The sequence below is a fragment of the Pectobacterium araliae genome, assembly GCF_037076465.1.
Classification (GTDB): Bacteria; Pseudomonadota; Gammaproteobacteria; order Enterobacterales; family Enterobacteriaceae; genus Pectobacterium; species Pectobacterium araliae.
On record NZ_AP028908.1, the window covers coordinates 3102967 to 3126156 of the forward strand.

16 protein-coding genes and 1 riboswitch are annotated in these 23190 nt (G+C 54.1%); of the genes, 13 read left to right on the plus strand and 3 right to left on the minus strand.

The annotated features are described in order from the left end of the window. The first annotated feature begins 62 nt into the window (after nt 1-62). The 10 genes from AACH44_RS14135 to yegS all read left to right on the plus strand — a co-directional run bounded on the left by AACH44_RS14135 (nt 63) and on the right by yegS (nt 17455). Complete coding sequence (locus AACH44_RS14135; protein ID WP_261850093.1) at nt 63-1298, plus strand: MdtA/MuxA family multidrug efflux RND transporter periplasmic adaptor subunit; 1236 nt, start codon at nt 63-65, stop codon at nt 1296-1298. Beyond that, entirely contained in the window at nt 1298-4420 is a 3123-nt protein-coding gene (locus AACH44_RS14140; RefSeq protein ID WP_261850094.1) for an MdtB/MuxB family multidrug efflux RND transporter permease subunit, read from the plus strand. Before AACH44_RS14135 ends, AACH44_RS14140 begins: the two co-directional genes overlap by 1 nt. Next, nucleotides 4417-7497, plus strand: a complete 3081-nt coding sequence (gene mdtC / locus AACH44_RS14145; protein ID WP_261850095.1) for a multidrug efflux RND transporter permease subunit MdtC — start codon at nt 4417-4419, stop codon at nt 7495-7497. The genes AACH44_RS14140 and mdtC overlap by 4 nt, the downstream gene beginning before the upstream one ends. A gap of 420 nt (nt 7498-7917) precedes the next feature. Further along, a complete protein-coding gene (locus AACH44_RS14150; RefSeq protein ID WP_261850096.1) occupies nt 7918-9318 on the plus strand; it encodes an MFS transporter in 1401 nt (466 codons plus the stop codon). A 7-nt stretch (nt 9319-9325) separates the two neighbouring features. After that, the gene (gene baeS, locus AACH44_RS14155; RefSeq protein ID WP_261850097.1) at nt 9326-10693 is read left to right on the plus strand and encodes a two-component system sensor histidine kinase BaeS; all 1368 of its coding nucleotides are present in this window, start codon (nt 9326-9328) and stop codon (nt 10691-10693) included. Between the two features lie 41 nt (nt 10694-10734). After that, the gene (baeR, locus tag AACH44_RS14160) at nt 10735-11463 is read left to right on the plus strand and encodes a two-component system response regulator BaeR (RefSeq protein ID WP_261850098.1); all 729 of its coding nucleotides are present in this window, start codon (nt 10735-10737) and stop codon (nt 11461-11463) included. A 203-nt stretch (nt 11464-11666) separates the two neighbouring features. Then, nucleotides 11667-12626 (plus strand): glutathione S-transferase family protein, encoded by a 960-nt coding sequence (locus tag AACH44_RS14165; protein WP_261850099.1) that lies wholly within the window; start codon nt 11667-11669, stop codon nt 12624-12626. A gap of 213 nt (nt 12627-12839) precedes the next feature. After that, nucleotides 12840-14201, plus strand: coding sequence for a tRNA 5-hydroxyuridine modification protein YegQ (gene yegQ, locus AACH44_RS14170; RefSeq protein WP_261850100.1), 1362 nt, complete (start codon nt 12840-12842; stop codon nt 14199-14201). A gap of 759 nt (nt 14202-14960) precedes the next feature. Then, on the plus strand, nt 14961-16349 hold the full coding sequence (gene ltrA / locus AACH44_RS14175) for a group II intron reverse transcriptase/maturase (protein WP_338659228.1): 1389 nt from the start codon (nt 14961-14963) through the stop codon (nt 16347-16349). Between the two features lie 206 nt (nt 16350-16555). Next, nucleotides 16556-17455 (plus strand): lipid kinase YegS, encoded by a 900-nt coding sequence (gene yegS / locus AACH44_RS14180; RefSeq protein ID WP_261847648.1) that lies wholly within the window; start codon nt 16556-16558, stop codon nt 17453-17455. 12 nt (nt 17456-17467) lie between these two features. Here yegS and psiE read toward each other — a convergent pair whose 3' ends face one another. From psiE to thiM, 3 genes are all read right to left on the minus strand, one after another. Next, a complete protein-coding gene (gene psiE / locus AACH44_RS14185) occupies nt 17468-17875 on the minus strand; it encodes a phosphate-starvation-inducible protein PsiE (RefSeq protein WP_261847649.1) in 408 nt (135 codons plus the stop codon). Between the two features lie 175 nt (nt 17876-18050). After that, nucleotides 18051-18854 (minus strand): bifunctional hydroxymethylpyrimidine kinase/phosphomethylpyrimidine kinase, encoded by an 804-nt coding sequence (thiD, locus tag AACH44_RS14190; protein ID WP_261847650.1) that lies wholly within the window; start codon nt 18852-18854, stop codon nt 18051-18053. Beyond that, on the minus strand, nt 18851-19645 hold the full coding sequence (thiM, locus tag AACH44_RS14195) for a hydroxyethylthiazole kinase (RefSeq protein WP_261847651.1): 795 nt from the start codon (nt 19643-19645) through the stop codon (nt 18851-18853). Before thiM ends, thiD begins: the two co-directional genes overlap by 4 nt. Before the next feature lie 36 nt (nt 19646-19681). After that, nucleotides 19682-19778: riboswitch (TPP riboswitch) on the minus strand. A 595-nt stretch (nt 19779-20373) separates the two neighbouring features. Here thiM and AACH44_RS14200 point away from each other — a divergent pair. The 3 genes from AACH44_RS14200 (at nt 20374) to ahr (ending at nt 23046) form a co-directional block, all read left to right on the plus strand. After that, a complete protein-coding gene (locus tag AACH44_RS14200) occupies nt 20374-20646 on the plus strand; it encodes a hypothetical protein (protein ID WP_261847652.1) in 273 nt (90 codons plus the stop codon). Nucleotides 20647-20693: 47 nt separating this feature from the next. After that, nucleotides 20694-21716, plus strand: a complete 1023-nt coding sequence (locus AACH44_RS14205; RefSeq protein WP_261847653.1) for a DUF4062 domain-containing protein — start codon at nt 20694-20696, stop codon at nt 21714-21716. Nucleotides 21717-22026: 310 nt separating this feature from the next. Beyond that, entirely contained in the window at nt 22027-23046 is a 1020-nt protein-coding gene (ahr, locus tag AACH44_RS14210; protein WP_338659301.1) for an NADPH-dependent aldehyde reductase Ahr, read from the plus strand. Nucleotides 23047-23190 lie beyond the last annotated feature (144 nt).

The following is a 23190-nucleotide window of genomic DNA, read 5'->3' on the forward strand; positions in this document are numbered from 1 at the left end:
AGCTTGAAGTATGACGGGTAGATCGTGCTTCCCGCGCAACCTGGAGAGAGTAATCCACCACTATGAATGCTAAACGTATCCGAGGCCTGCTGGTACTTGCCGCCGTTATCGCTATTGCTGTACTGATCTGGCGCCATTTTACCCAGACATCGCCTGCCGCCAACGGCACGAGTGAACAGCACGCCGCCCGTACGTCACATTCGGGAAATAACGCCGCTGGTGGTGGACGCAGAGCGGCCATGCGCACGCTGGCTCCCGTGCAGGCGGCGCTGACGCAATCCGCCTCCGTGCCTTATTATCTCTCCGGTTTAGGCACCGTAACGGCGGCCAATACTGTGACGCTGCGCAGTCGGGTGAACGGGCAACTGATGGCGCTGCACTTTCAGGAAGGGCAACAGATTAAGGCTGGCGATCTGCTGGCAGAAATCGACCCGCGTCCTTTTCAGGTCGAACTGACGCAGGCACAGGGGCAATTGGCAAAAGATCGTGCCGTGCTGGCTAACGCTCAGCAGGATTTAGCGCGCTATCAGCAACTGGTGAAAACCAACCTGATCTCCCGTCAGGAACTGGATGCGCAGACCGCCGCGGTGCGTCAGGCGGAAGGCTCGCTAAAAGCCGATGAAGGTGCCGTCGCCAGCGCACAACTCCAGTTGGATTACAGCAAGATCACCGCGCCTATCAGCGGTCGGATCGGTTTAAAACAGGTCGATGTGGGGAATTACATCACCAGCGGCGACACCAATGGCATTGTCGTGATTACGCAAACGTACCCTATCGATGTCGTCTTTACCGTGCCGGAAGCGGAAATCGCCACCATTATTAGCGCACAAAAATCAGGGCAGCCGCCCGTGGTCGAAGCCTGGGATCGCGCCAATCAGAAGAAACTCTCGCAGGGTAGCCTGCTCAGTATGGATAACCAGATCGACACCACCACCGGTACGATCAAGCTCAAGGCGCGTTTTGACAATCTAGATGATACCCTGTTCCCGAACCAGTTCGTGAATATCCGCATGAAGGTCGATACGCTGCAAAACGCCGTCGTCGCCCCCTCCGCCGCGGTGCAAATGGGTAATGAAGGCCGCTTCGTCTGGATTCTGAATGATAAAAATGAAGTCAGTAAGCGTCAAATCACGACCAGTATTCAGTACGGTCAGTTGGTTGTGGTGACCGCCGGACTGGATGCCGACGTTAAGGTTGTCACTGACGGCATCGACCGTCTGACTGAAGGAACCAAAGTGGAGGTCGTTCCCTCTACGCTAACGGAGAAAACACCTGCCATCACTGGGGAGAAATCCTGATGCAGGATACCGTTCCAGCCAGCGGCGGCGGGCCGTCACGCCTGTTTATTCTACGCCCCGTCGCAACTACGTTGTTAATGTTCGCCATTCTGTTGGCCGGTATCATTGGCTATCGGGCGTTGCCAGTGTCCGCGCTGCCTGAAGTCGATTATCCGACGATTCAGGTCATTACCCTGTATCCCGGTGCCAGCCCCGACGTGGTGACCTCGGCGATTACCGCGCCGCTGGAACGGCAGTTCGGCCAGATGTCCGGGCTAAAACAGATGTCGACACAGAGCGCAGGCGGCGCATCCGTCATCACGCTTCAGTTCCAACTTGAGCTGTCGCTGGATGTCGCGGAGCAGGATGTACAGGCCGCCATTAATGCGGCAAGCAATCTGTTGCCAAGCGATCTGCCCTACCCACCCACTTACAGCAAAGTGAATCCAGCCGATCCGCCGATTATGACGCTGGCTGTCACCTCCACCGTAATGTCGATGACGCAGGTACAGGACATGGTGGACAATCGCATCGCGCAAAAAATTTCGCAGGTCGCGGGTGTCGGGCTGGTGTCGTTAGCCGGTGGCCAGCGTCCTGCCGTGCGGGTAAGGCTGAACGCGCCAGCGCTGGCGGCTTACGGCCTGACCAGCGAAACCATTCGCACCGCCATTACCGCTGCCAACGTGAATTCCGCCAAGGGGAGTCTGGATGGCCCAACGCGCTCAGTGACGCTCTCTGCCAACGACCAGATGAAATCTGTTGATGATTACCGCAAGCTGATTGTTGCGTGGAAAAACGGCGCACCGGTAAGGCTTCAGGATGTAGCCACGATTGAGCAGGCCGCCGAGAATATTCATCTCGGCGCCTGGGCGGATCGACAGCAGGCGATCATTATCAACGTTCAGCGCCAGCCAGGTGCTAACGTCATCACGACCACGGACAGCATTAACAAGATGCTGCCCGCGTTAAAATCCAGCCTGCCAAACGCCGTCGAAGTCACCACGCTGACCGACCGCACCACCAGCATTCGTGCCTCAGTAAAAGATGTCCAGTTCGAGTTGCTACTGGCGATCGCACTGGTTGTGATGGTGATTTACCTGTTTTTGCGTAATGCCGTTGCCACGCTGATCCCCAGCATTGCCGTACCGCTGTCGCTGGTCGGCACCTTTGCCGCCATGTATTTCCTCGGTTTTTCCATTAATAACCTGACGCTGATGGCGCTCACCATCGCGACGGGTTTCGTAGTAGATGATGCCATTGTGGTGATCGAAAATATCTCACGGTATATCGAAAAAGGGGAAAAGCCGCTTAACGCCGCGCTGAAAGGGGCGGGAGAAATCGGCTTCACCATCATTTCCCTGACCTTCTCACTCATCGCCGTGCTGATCCCCCTGCTGTTTATGGGTGATATCGTCGGACGCCTGTTCCGAGAGTTTGCCGTGACGCTAGCGGTATCGATCCTGATTTCTGCCGTTGTTTCACTCACGCTGACCCCCATGATGTGCGCACGGATGCTGAGCCATCAGTCGCTAAGTAAACAGAACCGTTTTACGCGTGCCAGCGAGCGTTTCTTCACCCGTCTGATCAATGTCTACGGCGTCTGGCTACGCAAAGTACTCAATCATCCGTGGCTGACGCTCAGCGTCGCACTGGGTACACTTCTGCTCACTATCCTGCTCTATATCTGGATTCCGAAGGGCTTCTTCCCGCTACAGGATAACGGCATCATTCAGGGCACAATACAGGCGCCGCAGACGGTGTCCTTCAGCAATATGGCCGACCGCCAGCAGCGCGTCGCATCCATCATCATGAAAGATCCGACGGTGGAGAGTGTGTCCTCGTTCATCGGCGTTGATGGCACGAATGCCGCGCTAAACAGCGGCCGACTGCAAATAAACCTGAAACCGCTCAGTGAACGCAGCGAACGTATTCAGGCGATCATCAGCCGCCTACAACAGCAGACCGCCCAAATTCCCGGCATCCAACTGTATCTGCAACCGGTGCAGGATCTCACCATCGACACCCAAATTAGCCGCACGCAATATCAGTTTACCTTGCAGGCGATGTCGCTGGACGAGCTGAGCCAGTGGGTGCCCAAGCTGATGACTGAGCTGAAAAAGCTGCCGCAGCTAGAGGATGTCAGCAGCGACTGGCAAGACGGCGCCGCGGTCGCCTACGTCAACGTGAACCGCGACAGCGCCAGCCGTCTGGGCATCACCATGTCACAGGTCGATAGCGCGCTGTACAACGCTTTTGGTCAGCGTCTGGTTTCCACCATCTATACGCAAGCCAGCCAGTACCGCGTGGTGCTGGAGCACGATACGACCAACAATACCGGTCTGGACGCGTTGAATGACGTGCGTCTCATCAGCAGCGACGGCGGTACGATCCCACTCAGCAGCATTGCCACCATTGAAGAGCGTCAGGGGCCGCTGGCGATCAACCATATCGACCAGTTCCCGTCGACGACAATTTCCTTCAATGTCGCCAGCGGCTATGCGCTAGGCGAAGCGGTTGATGCCATCACGCAGGCCGAGCAGCAGATGAATCTGCCTGCGGATATCACTACCCGTTTTCAGGGCAGTACACTGGCGTTTCAGTCGGCGCTGAGCAGCACCGTGTGGCTCATCGTGGCGGCGATTGTCGCGATGTACATTGTACTCGGCGTGCTGTACGAAAGCTTTATTCACCCGATCACCATCTTGTCTACATTGCCAACGGCGGGCGTCGGTGCGTTGTTGGCGCTGATGATGGCGGGGAATGAGCTGGATGTGATCGCCATTATCGGGATCATCTTGCTCATCGGGATCGTGAAGAAAAACGCCATCATGATGATCGACTTCGCGCTGGCGGCGGAACGAGAGCAGGGCATGACACCGTATGACGCGATTTATCAGGCCTGTCTGCTGCGTTTCAGGCCAATTTTGATGACCACCATGGCGGCGCTGCTGAGTGCGCTGCCACTGATGCTGAGCACTGGCGTCGGCGCGGAACTGCGCCAGCCGCTAGGGGTCTGCATGGTTGGTGGCCTGATCATGAGCCAAATCCTGACGCTGTTTACCACACCGGTGATTTACCTGCTGTTTGACCGTCTGGCGATACGTTTCCGCCATACGCCACGTCAAGAGGAAGAAACCGAGTGAAGTTCTTCGCCCTGTTCATCCACCGCCCCGTCGCCACCCTGCTGCTGACGCTGGCCATCGCGCTTTGTGGCGTATTAGGTTTCCGCCTGTTGCCCGTGTCGCCGCTGCCGCAGGTGGATTTCCCTGTGATCTCGGTCAGCGCCTCGCTGCCCGGTGCTTCACCGGAAACCATGGCCTCAGCCATTGCCACACCGCTGGAACGTGCGCTCGGTAGAATTGCAGGCGTCAGCGAAATGACCTCCACCAGCTCGCTCGGCAGTACGCGCGTCATTCTGGTGTTTAACCTCGACAGGGATATCAACGGCGCAGCGCGCGATGTACAGGCGGCCATTAACGCCGCGCAGAACCTTCTACCGTCCGGCATGTCCAGCCGCCCAACCTACCGCAAAGTCAATCCGTCCGACGCGCCGGTCATGATTTTGACGCTGACCTCGGACACCTACAGTCAGGGGCAGCTGTACGACTTTGCCTCTACCCAGCTGTCGCAGAAAATTTCGCAGATGGAAGGCGTTGGCGATGTCTCCATCGGCGGGAGTTCACTCCCCGCCGTGCGCGTCGCGCTGAATCCGGTGGCGCTGTTTAATCAGGGCATTTCCCTTGATGAGGTACGACAGGCTATCGCACAGGCGAACGTGCGTCAGCCGCTGGGGAATGTGGAAAACAGCCAGAAAAGCTGGCAGATACAAACTAACGATGAACTCAAAACGGCTGATGCCTACGCGCCGCTGATTATCCACTACAACAACGGCACCGCCGTCCGTCTGAGCGACGTCGCCACGGTAGAAGATTCAGTCCAGAACGCCCGCAATGCAGGAATGGCGAACGCGAAGCCTGCGATTCTAGTGATGATTCGCCGTGCGCCGGATGCCAACATTATTACCACGGTAGACAATATCCGCGCCGCGATGCCGGAACTGCGCGCCAGCCTGCCAGCCGAAATACAGTTGGATGTCGCACAGGATCGCTCCCCCACCATTCGCGCCTCGCTGGCGGAAGTAGAGCAATCGCTGATTATTGCCGTCGCACTGGTTATTCTGGTCGTCTTCCTGTTCCTGCGTTCAGGGCGGGCGACGGCTATTCCGGCGCTGGCCGTCCCAGTCTCATTGATTGGCACCTTCGCCGCCATGTACCTGTGCGGCTTTAGTCTGAACAACCTGTCGCTGATGGCGCTTACCATTGCCACTGGCTTCGTGGTGGATGACGCCATCGTAGTGTTGGAGAATATCTCCCGCCACATCGAAGCGGGCATGAAGCCGCTCCAGGCGTCACTTCAAGGGGTGAGAGAAGTCGGGTTCACCGTTTTATCGATGAGCCTGTCGCTGGTGGCGGTATTCATCCCGCTGCTGCTGATGGACGGGTTACCGGGGCGGTTATTCCGCGAATTCGCCGTCACACTGTCGGTGGCGATCATGATTTCCCTGCTGATCTCGCTCACGCTGACGCCGATGCTGTGCGCACGACTACTGCGAGCGGTTCCCAAGCGCAGCCAGCCGCGCACTCAGGGGTTTAACCGCGTACTGCTCGCCATGCAACAAGGCTATGGGCGATCGCTGAAATGGGTACTTAACCACGCATGCTGGGTTTTGCTGCTCCTGCTGGGAACGATCACGCTCAACGTCTGGCTGTATATTAGCATTCCGAAAACCTTCTTTCCTGAGCAGGACACGGGCAGGCTGATGGGCTTCATTCAGGCTGACCAGAGCATTTCTTTTCAGGCCATGACGGTGAAGCTCCAGAATTTCATGACCATTGTCAGCAGCGATCCCGCAGTGGATAACGTGAACGGATTTACGGGTGGGTCGCGCACCAACAGCGGCTCGATGTTTATCTCGCTTAAGCCACTGTCCGAGCGCGATGTTTCCGCACAGCAGGTCATTAGTCGCCTGCGCATCAAGCTGGCAAAAGAACCCGGTGCCAGCCTGTTTTTAATGCCCGTGCAGGATATCCGTATCGGCGGTCGGGAATCGAGCGCCGGGTATCAGTACACGCTCCTGTCTGATGATTTGAGCGAACTGCGTACCTGGGAGCCAAAGATTCGTGCCGCTTTCAGTAAACTGCCTGAAGTGGCCGATGTGAACTCCGATCAGCAGGATAAAGGCGCAGAAATGGCGTTAACCTATGATCGTGATGCGATGGCACAGTTGGGCATCAATGTCTCTGCCGTCAATGCGTTGCTTAATAACGCCTTCGGCCAGCGTCAGATTTCGACCATTTATCAACCGTTAAACCAGTACAAGGTGGTGATGGAAGTGGACGATGCCTACACGCAGGATGTCAGCTCACTGAATAAGATGTTCGTCATCAATAAAGAAGGTAAGCCAATTCCGCTTTCTTATTTCGCCAGTTGGAAGCCGATCAACGCGCCACTGTCGGTAAACCATCAGGGACTCTCTGCCGCGTCCACTATCTCTTTTAACCTGCCAGAAGGCACCGATCTTTCCACTGCCACAGCGGCAGTAGAAAGAACCATGACGTCACTGGGTGTGCCATCCTCGGTACGCGGTCAGTTCTCCGGTACGGCGCAGGCGTTCCAGCAATCACAGTCTTCTCAGCTGTTGCTGATTCTGGCGGCGATTATCACGGTGTATATCGTGCTGGGTGTGCTGTATGAGAGCTATGTGCATCCGCTGACGATTCTATCCACCCTGCCCTCAGCGGGCGTGGGGGCACTGCTGGCGCTAGAATGGTTTGGCGTACCGTTTAGTCTGGTGGCGCTGATTGGGATCATGCTATTGATTGGGATCGTGAAAAAGAACGCGATCATGATGGTGGATTTCGCACTGGTGGCGCAGCGCAGCGACAAGCTGAACGCGCAAGACGCCATTTTTCAGGCCTGTCTGCTACGCTTCCGCCCGATTATGATGACCACATTAGCCGCACTGTTTGGCGCACTGCCGCTGGTGCTGACCAGCGGTGACGGTGCAGAGTTGCGTCAACCGCTCGGCATCACGATTGTCGGCGGGCTGGTGATGAGCCAAATCCTCACGTTGTATACCACCCCGGTGGTGTATCTGTTTTTCGACAAGCTGAGGAATATTCGGCGCAAAACACCGGAGAAGGATTTGTCACTGTCGTGACGGAACATGAGTAACGGTAAAGATCTAATAACATGCTATTTCTGGGGAGGTTTCGTGCGCTTAACTCGCAACGAACTCCCACCTTGGCGTAAATTATGCTGAGGGAAAAGCATACTCTCGGATAAGCGGCATGGATGCCGCGCAAGCCGATGCCGCGTCGGGAACGCGTCATCGGCGGTCCGCAAAGAGGATGCTTTTCCCGAAGGCACCGCATAGCGGCATAATTTCCCGCCAAAAGCCAGGGTTCCAAGGGCGACGGCAATTGAGCCGCCCTTGGTCGGGCGCGTTCGGAACGCTACTAGAAAAACGGTGATGCTTGAGCGCACGAAACCTCCCCCTAATATTTAAAAACACCATGTGCAATGTGAGGACATCACCGACTATGCCCAATGTATTCAACAATCAAGAAGGTCATGAAATATGACCCAACCCGCCTCCGTTCGCTGGCAGCTCTGGATTGTTGCCTTTGGCTTTTTTATGCAGACGCTGGACACCACCATCGTGAATACCGCGCTGCCTTCAATGGCGGCGAGTCTAAATGAAAGCCCGCTGCATATGCATTCGGTGATTGTTTCCTATGTACTGACCGTGGCGGTGATGCTACCCGCTAGCGGCTGGCTGGCGGATCGCATCGGCGTGAAGAACATCTTTTTCGCCGCGATTCTACTGTTTACGCTGGGGTCGCTGCTGTGCGCCCGTTCGGAAACATTGGATGAGCTGCTGCTCTCCCGCGTGATTCAAGGCATTGGCGGCGCAATGATGGTGCCGGTAGGCCGTCTGACGGTGATGAAAATCGTCCCACGCGATCAGTATATGGCAGCAATGACCTTCGTGACGCTGCCCGGCCAGATCGGTCCGTTACTGGGACCCGCGCTCGGCGGCTTTCTGGTGGAATACGCCAGTTGGCACTGGATTTTCCTTATCAACCTGCCGGTTGGTATTATCGGCGCACTGGCAACCTGGTTTCTGATGCCCAATTACACCATGCAAACTCAGCGCTTCGATGTTAGCGGTTTCCTCTGGCTTGCCGTCGGTATGGCAACCCTGACGCTAGCGCTGGACGGTAACCGCAGTCTCGGTATTCCACCGATTGCCATTTTCGCGTTGATTGCCATCGGACTCATCGCGCTATTGAGCTACTGGCTGCACGCTCGTCATAACGAACAGGCGCTGTTCAATCTGCGTCTGTTCGACACCCATACCTTTTCTATCGGCCTGACAGGCGGACTTCTGGCGCGCATCGGCAGCGGCATGTTACCGTTTATGACACCGCTATTTTTACAATTAGGAATGGGGTTTTCCCCGTTTCATGCCGGGCTGATGATGGTGCCGATGGTGCTAGGTAGCATGGGAATGAAACGGATCGTGGTACAGATCGTCAACCGACTCGGTTATCGCCGTGTGCTGATTATCTCCACGCTGCTGCTGGCAGTGATCACGGCGCTGTTTGCGCTGGTCGCCCTGATGCAATGGATCTGGATGATCCCGATTGTGCTGTTCTTTCTCGGCACGGTGAATGCCATTCGCTTCTCCACCATGAACACGCTGACGCTGAAAGATCTGCCAGACTCCCTCGCCAGCGGCGGTAATAGCCTGCTGTCGATGACCATGCAGTTATCCACCAGCCTGGGAGTGAGCATCGCGGGTATTCTCTTGGGCATGTTTTCTCAACCGCATATCGCAGCAGAAAGTGGGGCAACCCACACGGTATTTCTCTACACCTATCTCAGCATGGTCGTCATCATCGCTCTGCCAGCGTTGATTTTTAATCGTGTCCCACCTGACACCGTAAAACAGTCAACGCTACCGCGTAAATCGTGAGGTCATTATGAAATTCGGAATCACCGCCAAACTGTTTCTCGCGATTTTCGCCACCTGCATGCTGGTGCTGGTAACCATGCACTGGGGGGTACGCGTCAGCTTCGAACGCGGTTTTATCGACTACATTAAGCGCGGCAATGAACAGCGGGTTATACAGCTACGCGATGCGCTGGCAGAGCAATATCAGTTGCATGGCGATTGGTCATTCCTACGCAATAATGACCGGCTGGTGTTCAAGATGCTGCATGCTGTGGATCAGAACAGCGACACCGACAACAACATGCAGGGATGGCGAGTGCGTCTTTGGGTACTGGATACCGGTAAACGCAAACTGTTTGGCTCTCCCGCCCCCATCCCCAATGAAGGCACCTGGCAGCCCATTCAGGTACAGAACCAAACCGTCGGCTGGATTGTCGCCTCGCCCGTTGCACGCCTGACTCGCAACGCCGATATCAGTTTCGATCAACAGCAGCAGCGCACCAGTTGGCTGATTGTGGCGCTATCAATGTTGCTGGCTATCATCGCCGCCTGGCTGACTGCACGTGGCCTTCTCTCCCCCGTCAAGCGGCTGGTCAACGGCATGCACAGCCTAGCGTCAGGAGATTTCAGCACCCGAGTAACGGCAAGCTCGCACGATGAACTGGGCAGGCTGGCGCAGGATTTCAATCAGCTTGCCAACACGCTGGAAAAAAATGAACAGTCTCGCCGCGCGTTTATGGCCGATGTGTCCCACGAGTTGCGCACACCGCTGGCAGTGCTACGCGGTGAGTTGGAAGCCTTACAAGATGGTGTGCGCAAGCCCGACGCGCATTCTCTGCATTCACTTCAGTCTGAAGTCGCGACGCTGACCAAACTGGTGGACGATCTGCATCAGCTTACGCTGTCCGATCGCGGGGCACTGGCCTACCGCAAAACGGCAGTGGACGTGGTGCAAATTCTGAATATTGCTATCGCCGCGTTTCATGAGCGTTTCCAGAAAAAACAGATTACGCTCACCACCGATTTACCGGCTCAGGCTGGTGTTTTTGGTGACCCGGACCGGCTGAGTCAACTATTTAATAACCTGCTGGAAAACAGCCTGCGCTACACGGATGAGCAGGGTCAGTTGACCATTACGGTGGTTCAGCAGCATAAACGCTGGGCGATTATCTGGCAGGACAGCGCCCCTGGCGTAACCGATGAGCAGCTCACACTGATTTTCGAGCGCTTCTATCGTGCGGAAAGCTCGCGCAACCGCGCCAGCGGTGGAGCAGGACTGGGGCTGGCTATCTGCAATAATATCGTTGAGGCGCATAGCGGACGGCTGTATGCTGAACATTCGCCATTAGGGGGAGTGATGATTACCATCGAGTTTCCATCGCACCTCCCTGATTAAACACCACGCCACGCCAAGCGAAACTGAAGATAAACAGAGCTATGACAACCGCACCCGATTTCGCGATGACGTCACCCATTTTGATCGTCGAAGATGAACCCAAGCTGGGGCAACTGCTGGTGGATTACCTTCAGGCTGCAGACTATGCCACGCACTGGCTGACAAATGGTAATGACGTCGTTGAGTGGGTGCGACAGCATTCTCCTTCACTCATTCTGCTGGATTTAATGCTGCCGGGCTGTGACGGCCTGACCCTCTGTCGCACCATCCGCCAGTTTTCCAACGTGCCGATTATCATGGTCACCGCCCGTAGCGAAGAAATCGATCGCTTGCTGGGGCTGGAAATTGGTGCCGATGACTATATTTGTAAGCCTTTCAGCCCGCGTGAAGTGGTTGTACGCGTCAGAACGCTGCTGCGCCGTTGCGGCTGGCAGAACGACGGTCTGAAAGCCACAGAGAAAAGCGAAACAGCGCTGTTGATTGATAAAAGCGGCTTTCAGGCCAGCTATCTGGGGCAGAATCTCGATCTCACGCCTGCGGAGTTTCGTCTGCTCAAGACGCTCTCCACTGAACCGGGCAAAGTGTTTTCACGCGAGGCGCTGTTGGATAAGCTTTACGACGATTATCGTGTCGTGACCGATCGCACCATCGATAGCCACATCAAAAACCTGCGTCGCAAGCTGGAACAGCTGGATGAAGAGACCTCATTTATCCGCACGGTGTACGGCATCGGCTATCGCTGGGAAGCCGCGCCCTGCAATGAGATATAACACGCCGTGCTATCGTTCGGCGGCTGAAGGCTAACCCCCCCTTCCCGTGCTGGTCAAAAATACTGTCCGACTTAATGAAAATTTTGTCATTTTTTCTTTTCCCACGGCTGCTACCATTTCAAGCCTACAATAATGACAGGTATCCGCCCGCACTCGATGCGGAACATCGGTCACCTGCAACAGTACGGATAAGGGGAAAATGTATGTCAGGCTTAGTGAATGGCAAATGGGTTAACGGCGATGTCGCGGCTGAAGAGATCAAAAACGGGGCGTTCCACCGCGAAGAGACCAAATTTCGGCAAACCAAGCTAGTGCCAGAAGCCGGGCGTTACCAGCTTTTTGTTTCTTACCTCTGCCCGTGGGCATCACGCACGCTGATTTTCCGTAAGCTGAAAGGGCTGGAGAACGTCATTTCGCTCTCAATTGCCAACCCACGCATCGCCGATAACGGCTGGGAATTTGCCACGCCGCAGGATGCTGGCGAGCACGCAGGTGAGATTCACTACCTGCACCAGTTGTACACCGCCAGCGTACCCGACTATACCGGAAAGGTCTCCGTGCCTGTGCTGTGGGATCGAGTAGAAGGCCGTATCGTTAACAACGAATCGGCGGATATCATCCGTATGCTGAACAGCGAATTTAACGACCTGACTGGCAACCACCTTGATTTCTACCCGTCTGAACTGCACGGCGAGATCGACCGTTGGAACGAAACCGTGTACCACAACGTCAATAACGGCGTGTATAAAACCGGATTTGCTAAAACGCAGGAACACTATAATGATGCTGTCACCACGCTTTTCACCACGCTGGACGAGCTGGACGCTCATTTGGGCAGCCATCGTTACATATTGGGTGATACGCTGACCGAAGCCGACTGGCGTCTGTTTGTAACGCTGATACGTTTTGACGTGGCCTACCACGGTGCATTCAAATGTAACCTGAAACGCATTGCCGACTACCCGAACCTGTCGAACTACCTGCGCGAACTGTATCAGTGGCCGGGCATCGCGGAGACGGTCAATATCGACCACATCAAAGCGGGCTATTACGGTATTGCCTGGCTGAACCCGACGCAGATTGTGCCGGTTGGCCCACAGGTTGATTTATACCAGCCTCACAACCGCGACACCCTCGGCACATCCCGTATCGCCACGCGCTAAGACGGCGCGATCTGGCCTGCTCTAGTAATAGCAGGCCATTCTTTATTTAGGTCAAAAAAATTGATTTACGTCAAACGATTGATTTACGTCAAACAAGAGCCCCATGTTTCGTGTGTCGTCTACTGCAATTTCCCCCTATTAGCGCTAGAATCCTCCGCCTTTACTGTTCCCACCGTGGAGCAGCCTGACTTGTGATCAGAATCGAGAGATACCATGTTTAAACCGGAACTGCTTTCTCCGGCCGGTACGCTGAAAAATATGCGCTACGCCTTTGCCTATGGCGCGGACGCGATTTACGCCGGTCAACCCCGCTACAGCCTGCGCGTGCGCAACAACGAATTCAACCATCAGACGCTGGCGCAAGCCATTAACGAAGCGCATGAACTAGGCAAGAAATTCTACGTCGTCGTTAACATCGCGCCGCACAATGCCAAACTGAAAACCTTCCTGCGCGATCTGCAACCCGTGATCGAAATGGGGCCGGATGCGCTGATCATGTCCGATCCGGGGTTGATCATGCTGGTGCGGGAAAACTTCCCACAGATGGATGTTCACCTTTCCGTTCAGGCCAATGCGGTCAACTGGGCGACGGTGAAATTCTGGCAGCAGATGGGGCTGACGCGCGTGATTCTGTCCCGCGAACTATCGTTGGAAGAGATTGCGGAAATTCGCCAAAACGTGCCGGATATGGAACTGGAGATTTTCGTTCACGGTGCACTGTGCATGGCCTACTCCGGCCGCTGCCTGCTGTCTGGCTACATTAACAAACGCGACCCGAATCAAGGCACCTGTACCAACGCCTGCCGCTGGGAATATAAGGTTCAGGAAGGCAAAGAGGACGACATCGGCAATATCGTCCATCAGCATGAACCTATTGCGGTGAAAAACGTTGAACCTGCGCTGGGCATCGGCGCACCGACCGACAAAGTCTTTATGCTGGAAGAAAACCTGCGCCCCGGCGAGTACATGAGCGCCTTTGAAGACGAGCACGGTACCTACATCATGAACTCCCGCGATCTGCGTGCCATTCAGCACGTTGAACGCCTGACGCAAATGCAGGTTCATTCGCTGAAAATCGAAGGCCGTACCAAGTCATTCTATTACTGTGCCCGTACCGCACAGGTGTATCGCCGCGCCATCGACGATGCTGTCGCGGGGAAACCGTTCGACCCGACGCTGCTGGAAACGCTGGAAGGCTTGGCGCACCGTGGCTACACAGAAGGCTTCCTGCGTCGCCACGTGCATGAAGATTACCAGAACTACGAATACGGCTACTCCGTTTCCGATCGTCAGCAGTTTGTCGGTGAATTCACCGGCGTGCGCCGCGATGGGCTGGCGGAAGTCAATGTGAAGAACAAATTTTCCTGCGGCGACAGCGTAGAGATGATGACGCCAAGCGGCAATATTCAATTCACCATCGAATCTATGCAGAATACCAAAGGACAGCCGACCGATGTGGCACCGGGTAACGGCCATATCGTCTATCTGCCCGTGCCGGACGATGTCTCGCTGGATTACGCGCTACTGCTGCGCAATCTGCCGGGCACCACCACGCGTAATCCTAACGCGGAATAAACCGGTAATACCGCCGGATGTCACGTACATCCGGCAATGCCTCCCACAAGGCAATCCTTCCTTGTAGTATGCTCCCCCCTTATCGACCTTTCCCAACCGCGAATCAGTACGTCAGCCGCCCGAAGGTATCGTTACAAAGCTCAGGGTTTTTTAACGAATATTAGAAACAGATCACATCAATTCGCTGGTCTTGTGGTTAGTATTGCATCGCTGAGAAAACATAGAACGAAAAATAAGCGTAGTGATACTACTAGGAACCACCTCCTTGGCCAGCTCAATCTCCCTTGAGCTGGCTTTTCTTTTGTGCGCCGGGCATGGCGCGTAGCGCCTTGACGGGCGCTGTCCGTTGACTGTAGTGGTCAAGGGGCGACTTGGCGGTGAAAGTCCTCTACACACCCGGCAAGGGGAAGTGTTAGCCGAACGGCAAGGGTGCCCACCGCGAGGTGGGATCTGAAGGAAGCTGAAGGCAAAATGCTGGCCTGACGAACAGGAAGCAGTTTAGGCGGCACAGCGGGGTAAGGTGGCAAATATCATCAAAGCCCAATACTTGCACAGAACGCTGTGACGTAAAGCTGACAGGCATAAGCAGGAAGGTCGCGCGAATTACCCCGGGAGGGCTGCACGTTTGCTTCAGGGCTACCGAGCGTCGAGAGGCGACGGGATGAACGTGCAGCAGTCAGCCGAAGCCGTAGTAGTGCTGCATAACTGGCAGCATGAAGGGCTGAACATGATTAACCGTGATTAGGACACCGATACTCGATGGGAATTAATGAGGCACAAGCGCAGAGCACTGCGGCCAGCGGCAGAGGAGACGGACAGTATCCGTCAGTGCTGCATGAGGGTGCTGAAATCCCCACGGCGGTCGGTGGGCAAACGAAAGCGGAAATGCCGTTGACGATGGAAACGGTGATAACGAGAGAGAACCTGATGCTGGCCTATCAGCGCGTGGTGGAAAACAACGGCGCGGCAGGGGTAGATAACCTGAAAGTGACGGAGTTGAAGCCGTGGCTGAAACAGAACTGGGCGAGTATCAGGCAGGCATTGATTACGGGCGCCTACCAGCCGCAGGCGATACGCAGAGTGGATATCCCAAAGCCGGACGGCGGCGTGAGAACCCTGGGTATCCCGACGGTAGTGGACAGGCTTATCCAGCAGGCGATAGCACAACAACTCAGTCCGGTCGTGGAGCCGCACTTCTGCGAATCGAGTTACGGGTTCAGAAGTAACCGCAATGCGTGGCAGGCAGTGCAACAGGCACAGCGCTACATACAAAGCGGGAAACGCTGGGTGGTCGATCTGGATCTGGAAAAGTTCTTTGACCGGGTGGATCATGACATTTTGATGTCACGTCTGGCGAGGCATGTCAGGGATAAACGGCTGTTGAAACTGATACGTCGCTACCTTGAAGCGGAAATGACGAACGGGTGCGAGACAGAGAAGCGAGGTAAGGGAATGCCGCAGGGCGGACCGTTGTCGCCGCTACTGTCGAACATTCTGCTGGATGAACTGGATAAAGAACTGGAGCGTCGAGGTCACAGCTTCTGTCGCTATGCGGATGACTGCAACATTTACGTGAGCAGTCGCAAAGCAGGCGAGCATATCTTTAGGGCAATCAGGGTGTACCTGAGAGACATACTGAAGCTAAAGGTCAATGAGCAGAAGAGTGCGGTGGCGCGACCGTGGGAGCGTAAGTTCCTGGGATACAGCGTGACACGGCACAAACAGACCCGACTGAAGATCGCAGGGAGCAGTGTCGAGAGGCTGAAGGAGAAGATCCGTAGCCTGACGACAGGGCACGCGACGAAATCAGTGAAAGGCGTAATCAATGAACTCACACCGATACTGCGAGGCTGGATGAGCTACTTCAGATACACGGAAGTAAAAGGAGTTCTGGAGAAGATTGACGGCTGGGTCAGGCGTAAACTGCGCAGTCTACTGTGGCGGCAATGGAAACGAACGTATACGCGAGCCCGAATGCTAATGCGAGCGGGCTTGTGTGAAAAGCGAGCGTGGAGGTCGGCGAGTAACCAGCGAGGAGCGTGGTGGAACGCGGGGTCGAGTCACATGAATGATGCGATAAAGACGGCGCAGTTCAGACGACTCGGCTTGATATCACTAGTGGAGCAGCAACGGCAGTTCCAGAGTTAACATGAACCGCCGTATGCGGAACCGCACGTACGGTGGTGTGAGAGGACGGCGGGAGTAATCTCGCCTCCTACTCGATCCTCCCGTTTACCCATTTCCCTACCGCAAACATTCACCGATTCTTCTGATGTCTACCTGCTAATTTAGTGTCTATGATTAACTGCAACGTTTCTGTCTTAACGACAACATCGCAGCCAGAGAAAGATGACATGGAAAAAAATCCAATCACGCTACTGATTTTGAATGGAAAAAGCGCGGGTAATGAAGAACTGCGCGAGGCCATCGATAAGCTACGCAAGGACGGCTATACGCTGCATGTCCGCGTGACCTGGGAATACGGTGATGCCAAACGCTATGTGGAAGAGGCGATTCAGCTCAACGCGGATAACGTGATCGCTGCCGGAGGCGACGGCACTGTCAATGAAGTCGCTGCGGCATTGGCGGTACAGCCGGAAGCGGTGCGTCCGTGTCTCGGAATTGTACCGTTAGGCACGGCTAATGATTTTGCCACCAGCTGTCAGATTCCAATGGAGATGTACAATGCGCTGACGCTGGCGATAAAAGGCCGCGCGACTGCGATTGATATCGCCAAGGTCAACGACAGCCATTATTTCATCAACATGGCGACGGGCGGATTCGCCACGCGTATTACCACCGAGACGCCAGCCAAGATGAAGGCCGCGCTGGGGAGTGCCTCTTACGTGCTGCACGCGCTTTTTCGCATGGACATGCTGCAAGCCGAACGCTGTGAAATTCGCGGGCCAGGTTTTCACTGGTCGGGGGATACGCTGGTTGTCGCGGCGGGAAATGGCCGTCAGGCAGGCGGCGGACAGCAGCTTTGCCCTGAAGCGCTGGTTAACGATGGGCTGCTGGAACTGAGCGTGCTGTCAGCAACCGAGCTGTTGCCCAATATGCTTCAGGCCTGGTTTACTGGCAGCGAAAACCAGAACATGATTTCCGCTACCTTGCCCTGGCTGGAGATCACCGCACCAGACGATATGACGTTTAATCTGGACGGCGAGCCACTTACCGCCAAACGCTTCCACATTGAGGTACTTCCCGCAGCGATCTCCTGTCGACTGCCGCCTCAGTGTTCGCTGTTGGAATAACGACGTGTTTGCTTATTCCCGCTTCAGGCGATTACTGTTTGCCAGATACAACGTCACCAGCAGCAGCAGGATCGCCGCGGAATAAATCAGCGTATCCGCTGGGCTTTTGTGATCGACAATAATCAGGCGAATAATGGCCGTAATGCCGATGTAGATAAAATAGCGCAGCGGGAAGTGATAGCCGGACTGAAAATACTTCACGATCAGCGCAATAAATTCAAAATAAAGGAAATAGATCACGATGCCTTCTATCAACTGATAGGAGGAATCTTTCTCGTTGGAGATCAGCAGCACTTTCGCCAGATGAAACGTTTCCTTGACCAAAAAAATAACCAGAATGGTCGCCAGCGCCAGCAGGCCGATATTGAGTATCGTCTGAAGCGCCTTGGCAGCCATCGCACTGCGAGCAGAACCTGCCATATGTTATCCATCCTATTTCACATTAACGCCAAGAATTCACTGCAAAATAACCGGCCAACCCGCGTACTGTCTATGACAAACACGCTTAATTTAGTTTGAAATTACTGACAAAGATGTCACGCAAAGTACAAGTCAATTTACTTATACCCGTCATACTTCAAGCTGAATGTGCGTTTTACCACCAGCGGTAGAAATGATGAACGGGGCCGATTCCGTGCCCGACCTCCAGCGTGTCGGCATGCTGTAACGCCTGCTGTAAATACGCCTTCGCGGCCTTAACCGTCTCGCCCCAGCTAGCGTGACGCGGTCGCAGTGCCGCTAACGCGGCAGACAGCGTGCAGCCGGTGCCGTGCGTATTGCGTGTATTCACACGCGGTGAGCTAAAGCGCTGCGGATCGGCCTGTCGACTGAACAGCCAGTCTGGGCTTTCCGCTTCGCTAAGGTGTCCGCCTTTCATCAGCACCGCCTGACAGCCCATCGCCAGCAGCGCTTCCCCCTGCTCACGCATTTCCCGCTCGTTGGTGGCCGATGACGTATTCAGCAGCGCAGCGGCCTCCGGCAGGTTCGGCGTAATCAGGGAAACCAGCGGCAGCAGCTCACGACGGATCGATTCCACCGCCTCGGGAGCCAGTAGCGGATCGCCACTTTTCGCCAGCATCACGGTGTCCAATACCACGAAAGGCACGGCGTAATGGCGCAGGCGCTCGGCAACGGCTTCGACAATATCGGTCTGCGCCAGCATACCAATCTTGGCGCTGTCGATACGCACATCGCTCAGCACGGAATCCAGTTGTGCCGCGACAAAATCCGGTTCAATTCGGTAGACGGACTGCACGCCACGCGTATTTTGCGCCACCAGCGCGGTAATGACCGACGTGCCGTAAGCACCCAGCGCGGAAAACGCTTTTAAATCCGCCTGAATCCCCGCACCGCCGCTCGGATCGGTGCCCGCAATCGTCAACGCATTGATACGTTTCATGCCAGTTCCTCCGCGCGCAGGGTATACAACCTATCGAGGAAATGGGGGATAAAACTGCCTGTACCTTGTGATGCTGAAGCTGCCTGCTGCCCCGCTAACGCCATGACATAACACGCCGCCGCCACGTGGGATAAGCGATCGCCGTCCAGAGAAGAAAAACCTGCGACCACCGCCGACAGCGCACAGCCCGTGCCGACTACCCGCGTCATCATGCTATCGCCGCCGGTTACCGCGATATCTCGCTCACCGTCCGTGACATAATCCACCACGCCGGTCACCGCAACAATCGTCCCCACTTGTCGAGCCAGCTCGCGTGCGGCAGGGAGCGCCGCCAGCGAATCATCAGCGCTATCGACACCCCGCCCCTGTGCGGCTAACCCCGCCAGCGCCATGATTTCAGACGCGTTGCCGCGGATCGCCGTCGGTTTCCATGTCAGCAGCTCTCGGCAAAATTCGGTACGAAAGGTTAAACCGCCTACGGCAACCGGATCGAGCACCCACGGCGTATCCACCTGATGTGCACTCTTTACCGCCGCTCGCATCGCATCGGCACGCGAGCGCTCCAGCGTCCCGACATTAATCAGCAGCGCATCGGCCACCGCGCTGAACTGCGCGGCTTCATCGGGATCGACCACCATCGCAGGCGACGCATTCAGCGCCAGCAGCACATTAGCAGTAAAAGATTGCACCACGTCGTTGGTCAAACAGTGCACCAGCGGTGAAGCAGAATGAAATTGGGTGAGCGATATTGCTGCCTGAGCGGCAGAAAAGTCGGCGGGTCGCGTGTTCATAAATCTCCCAACCGGCGTGGAAGAAGGCGGCAACCGGTGGGCATACCGTGACTTCCCTACGCTGGCATTATCCAGTTCAGGTGGTACGGGTATTTCTCAGCCTTCACAAAGAAGGGCACCCCGAGTCATTTAAAATCAAAATGTTGCGATTAATGTTTTATTAATCTTCGATCAGGATAATGCCAGTGGGCAGTATTGTAAATGGACATCCAATCCTACTAGTGTCCAGCGGATATTGACCTTATCCACAAGCAGTGGACTAAACAAGGTTCTGGTTCCCAAACAGTTCCTGACTGATATCACCACAGGTACTCTGAAGAATCAGCGAGTTATCTCCTTTCGCCAAAGAAGTCTGTATTCGATCAAATTTTTATTTTTTTGCGCATTATTGACATTGTCGCAAGCCTTGTCAGACAAGGCTTGCGCATTTATTAACCTTTCGCAATCTAAATTTAACCTCAAAATCAAGCCTTGTACTCAAAAGAATCTCAACTAAAATACACAGCATGTAGTGCATTAATGAAATTAATGCACTACATATAGATATCGCATTAATAACAGGCATAAAAAAACCGGATTCACAAATTGTGAATCCGGCTTATGAAGCATGACCACCATGAGTTTGCAGACTCATAACGTTTGTTAGCCTCACTTTCATTTCTACGGTTTGATTGTGCCGAGCTTGGATGGTCATGTAAATACCAATTAGTGCTCATAAGGAGCTACACATGACAATCTGTAATAAGTCTCATCGATACAATACGGCTTTCATTAACCTGCCAGATGACCAAGGTGGTGAGGGGCGGCATAAATGTTGTGGTTGTGGCTGCGCCTACGATCAAGGATACCAATCAGGTTTATCTCGAACGGAACAAGTCTGGGTAAATTTGCATGTTTTGCCTGATAGCCAAGCGGGCACTGTACGCCATAAAAGCCCGCAAGCAGCATTTGCTGAAGGCTATCGTGATGGTATGCGTGATTCCTATAGCTACGCTGGTTAATGTTGAATGAAGGGGCTTCATGCCCCTTCCGCTTTTAAGGGATAGAAATGGATAAACGTTACCAGGTTTTCGTAAGTTCAACTTTTACGGATTTGGAAGAGGAACGGAAACACGTTATACAGACGCTGATGGAAATGGATTGCATCCCAGCAGGAATGGAGTTATTCCCAGCAATCGATGAAGAGCAATGGGAATTCATAAAAAAAGTAATTGATGATTGTGATTATTATCTGCTGATCATTGGTGGACGATATGGCTCTGTCGCAGAGGACGGTTTAAGTTACACCGAAAAGGAATTCGATTATGCGGTCTCAAAAGGTTTACGTGTTGTTGTTTTAGTACATGAGAATCCGGAAAGTCTACCTTTAGCCAAATCTGAAAAAGACTCTGAGCTCAGAGAGAAGCTCACAGCATTCATAGAGAAGGCCTCAACCAATCGTCTCAGGAAAACATGGGCAACAGCTAAAGATTTACCTGGATTGGTCGCCTTAAGTATGAGTAAAACGATGAAAACTTATCCAGCAATCGGATGGGTGAGAGCCAATCTAACGTCTTCTGAAAATGACTTAAGAGCAATAGTTGATTTACAAAAAGAAAACGAACGGTTAAAAAACGAACTGAAAATGGCAACTTCGAGTCGCAACCAAACGCTTGACTTAAATCTAGCGGATTTCGATGATGTTTTCGATTTTAATTGCCAATCTACTTTTCCTAGAGGGCCACACACAACTGGTGGGATTAAAGTTTGGTCTGTGAGCATGGAATGGAAGGACATATTTCATACAATATCGCCCTACCTCACTAGACATTATCCCGAATCAAGTGTCTCAGCCACAATTGCCGAAACAGCGAAAAAAATCGCAGACAAAGGAGGCACATCCGCTAAAGTTTCCTCTCAGGATCTCAAGACGATAGGCATACAATTGCGCGCATATGATTTCATTAAAATTGAATATTTAAAAACGACTGATGGCAGCATGAATACATTCTGGTCATTAACAGAATCAGGACAGGTTGAGATGCTGAAAACCAGAACGATCAAAAAGCAAAATCAAATTACAACAGAATAAACTATCTCCATTTCGCCCCAAAGATCTGGGGCGAACTTTGTACCTCAAATGGATATTTACAATATTTTTTGTCCCCTCAGATTAAGTAAACACCAACTATCTCCAACCCAGGCCATCAATTACATAGCAAATCGTGGATAACGGAAACGTATGCAGCTAACGCCGAGCTATTCCTGATCCACTTCAGCCAACCGTCAGGCTGATTGCCCCCACCTGACACAAAATGAAAAACCACAGGCACGTTGTGACATAGAGAAAAACGCCATAACCCTTTAGACTGGTTAATCAAACCCATACTGAGGAAATTGTGATGACGATGATAAAGAGTTATGCCGCACCGGAAGCAGGCGCAGCGCTGGAGTTGTATGAGTTTGATGCGGGTGAACTGCAAGCGGAAGACGTCGAAGTCGTAGTCGATTACTGCGGCGTGTGCCATTCCGATCTCTCGATGATCGATAACGAATGGGGTATGTCGAGCTATCCGCTGGTTGCCGGGCATGAAGTGATTGGCCGCGTGCACGCCTTGGGTGACGCGGCGAAAAACAAAGGATTAAAGATTGGTCAGCGCGTCGGCATCGGCTGGACGGCACGCAGTTGTGGGCATTGCGATGCCTGTATCAGCGGCAGCCAAACCAACTGTCAGCAAGGCAGCGTGCCAACCATCCTGAATAAAGGCGGTTTCGCCAATAAGATTCGCGCGAACTGGCAGTGGGCTATCCCGCTTCCTGATTCCATTGATATCGAATCAGCTGGCCCGCTACTGTGCGGCGGCATCACCGTCTTCAAACCGCTGTTAATGCACCATGTCACGGCAACCAGCCGCGTCGGTGTGATCGGTATCGGTGGTCTGGGACATATCGCGATTAAGCTCCTGCACGCGATGGGATGCGAAGTCACGGCGTTCAGCTCTAATCCGGCCAAAGAGCAAGAAGTGTTGGCGATGGGTGCCGATAAGGTCGTCAACAGCCGCGATCCACAGGCGCTGACGGCGCTGGCAGGCCAGTTCGATCTTATCATCAACACCGTAAGTGTCGATCTGGAATGGCAGCCCTACTTCAACGCGCTCGCCTATAACGGGAAGTTCCATACCGTCGGTGCGGTGATGAAGCCATTTAGCGTTCCAGCTTTTACACTTATCGCAGGTGACCGCAGCGTTTCCGGTTCTTCTACCGGTTCTCCGCATGAGCTGCGTTCTCTAATGAAACTCGCCGCGCGTGCCGGCGTGAAGCCACAGACAGAACTGTTCCCAATGTCGAAAATCAACGATGCCATCCAGCACTTGCGTGACGGCAAAGCCCGCTACCGCGTGGTACTAAAAGCCGATTTTTAATTGGTAAAGACGCCTGAGCGATCGGGCGTCTGCTTTTTACACCGTTGTCAGATTACCGTCATTCTCTGAACCACACCGCCCCGCACCACGCGACTGAATGTATTCAATGGGTTTCATGGTAGGATTGAAAGGTGATGCAAGAGG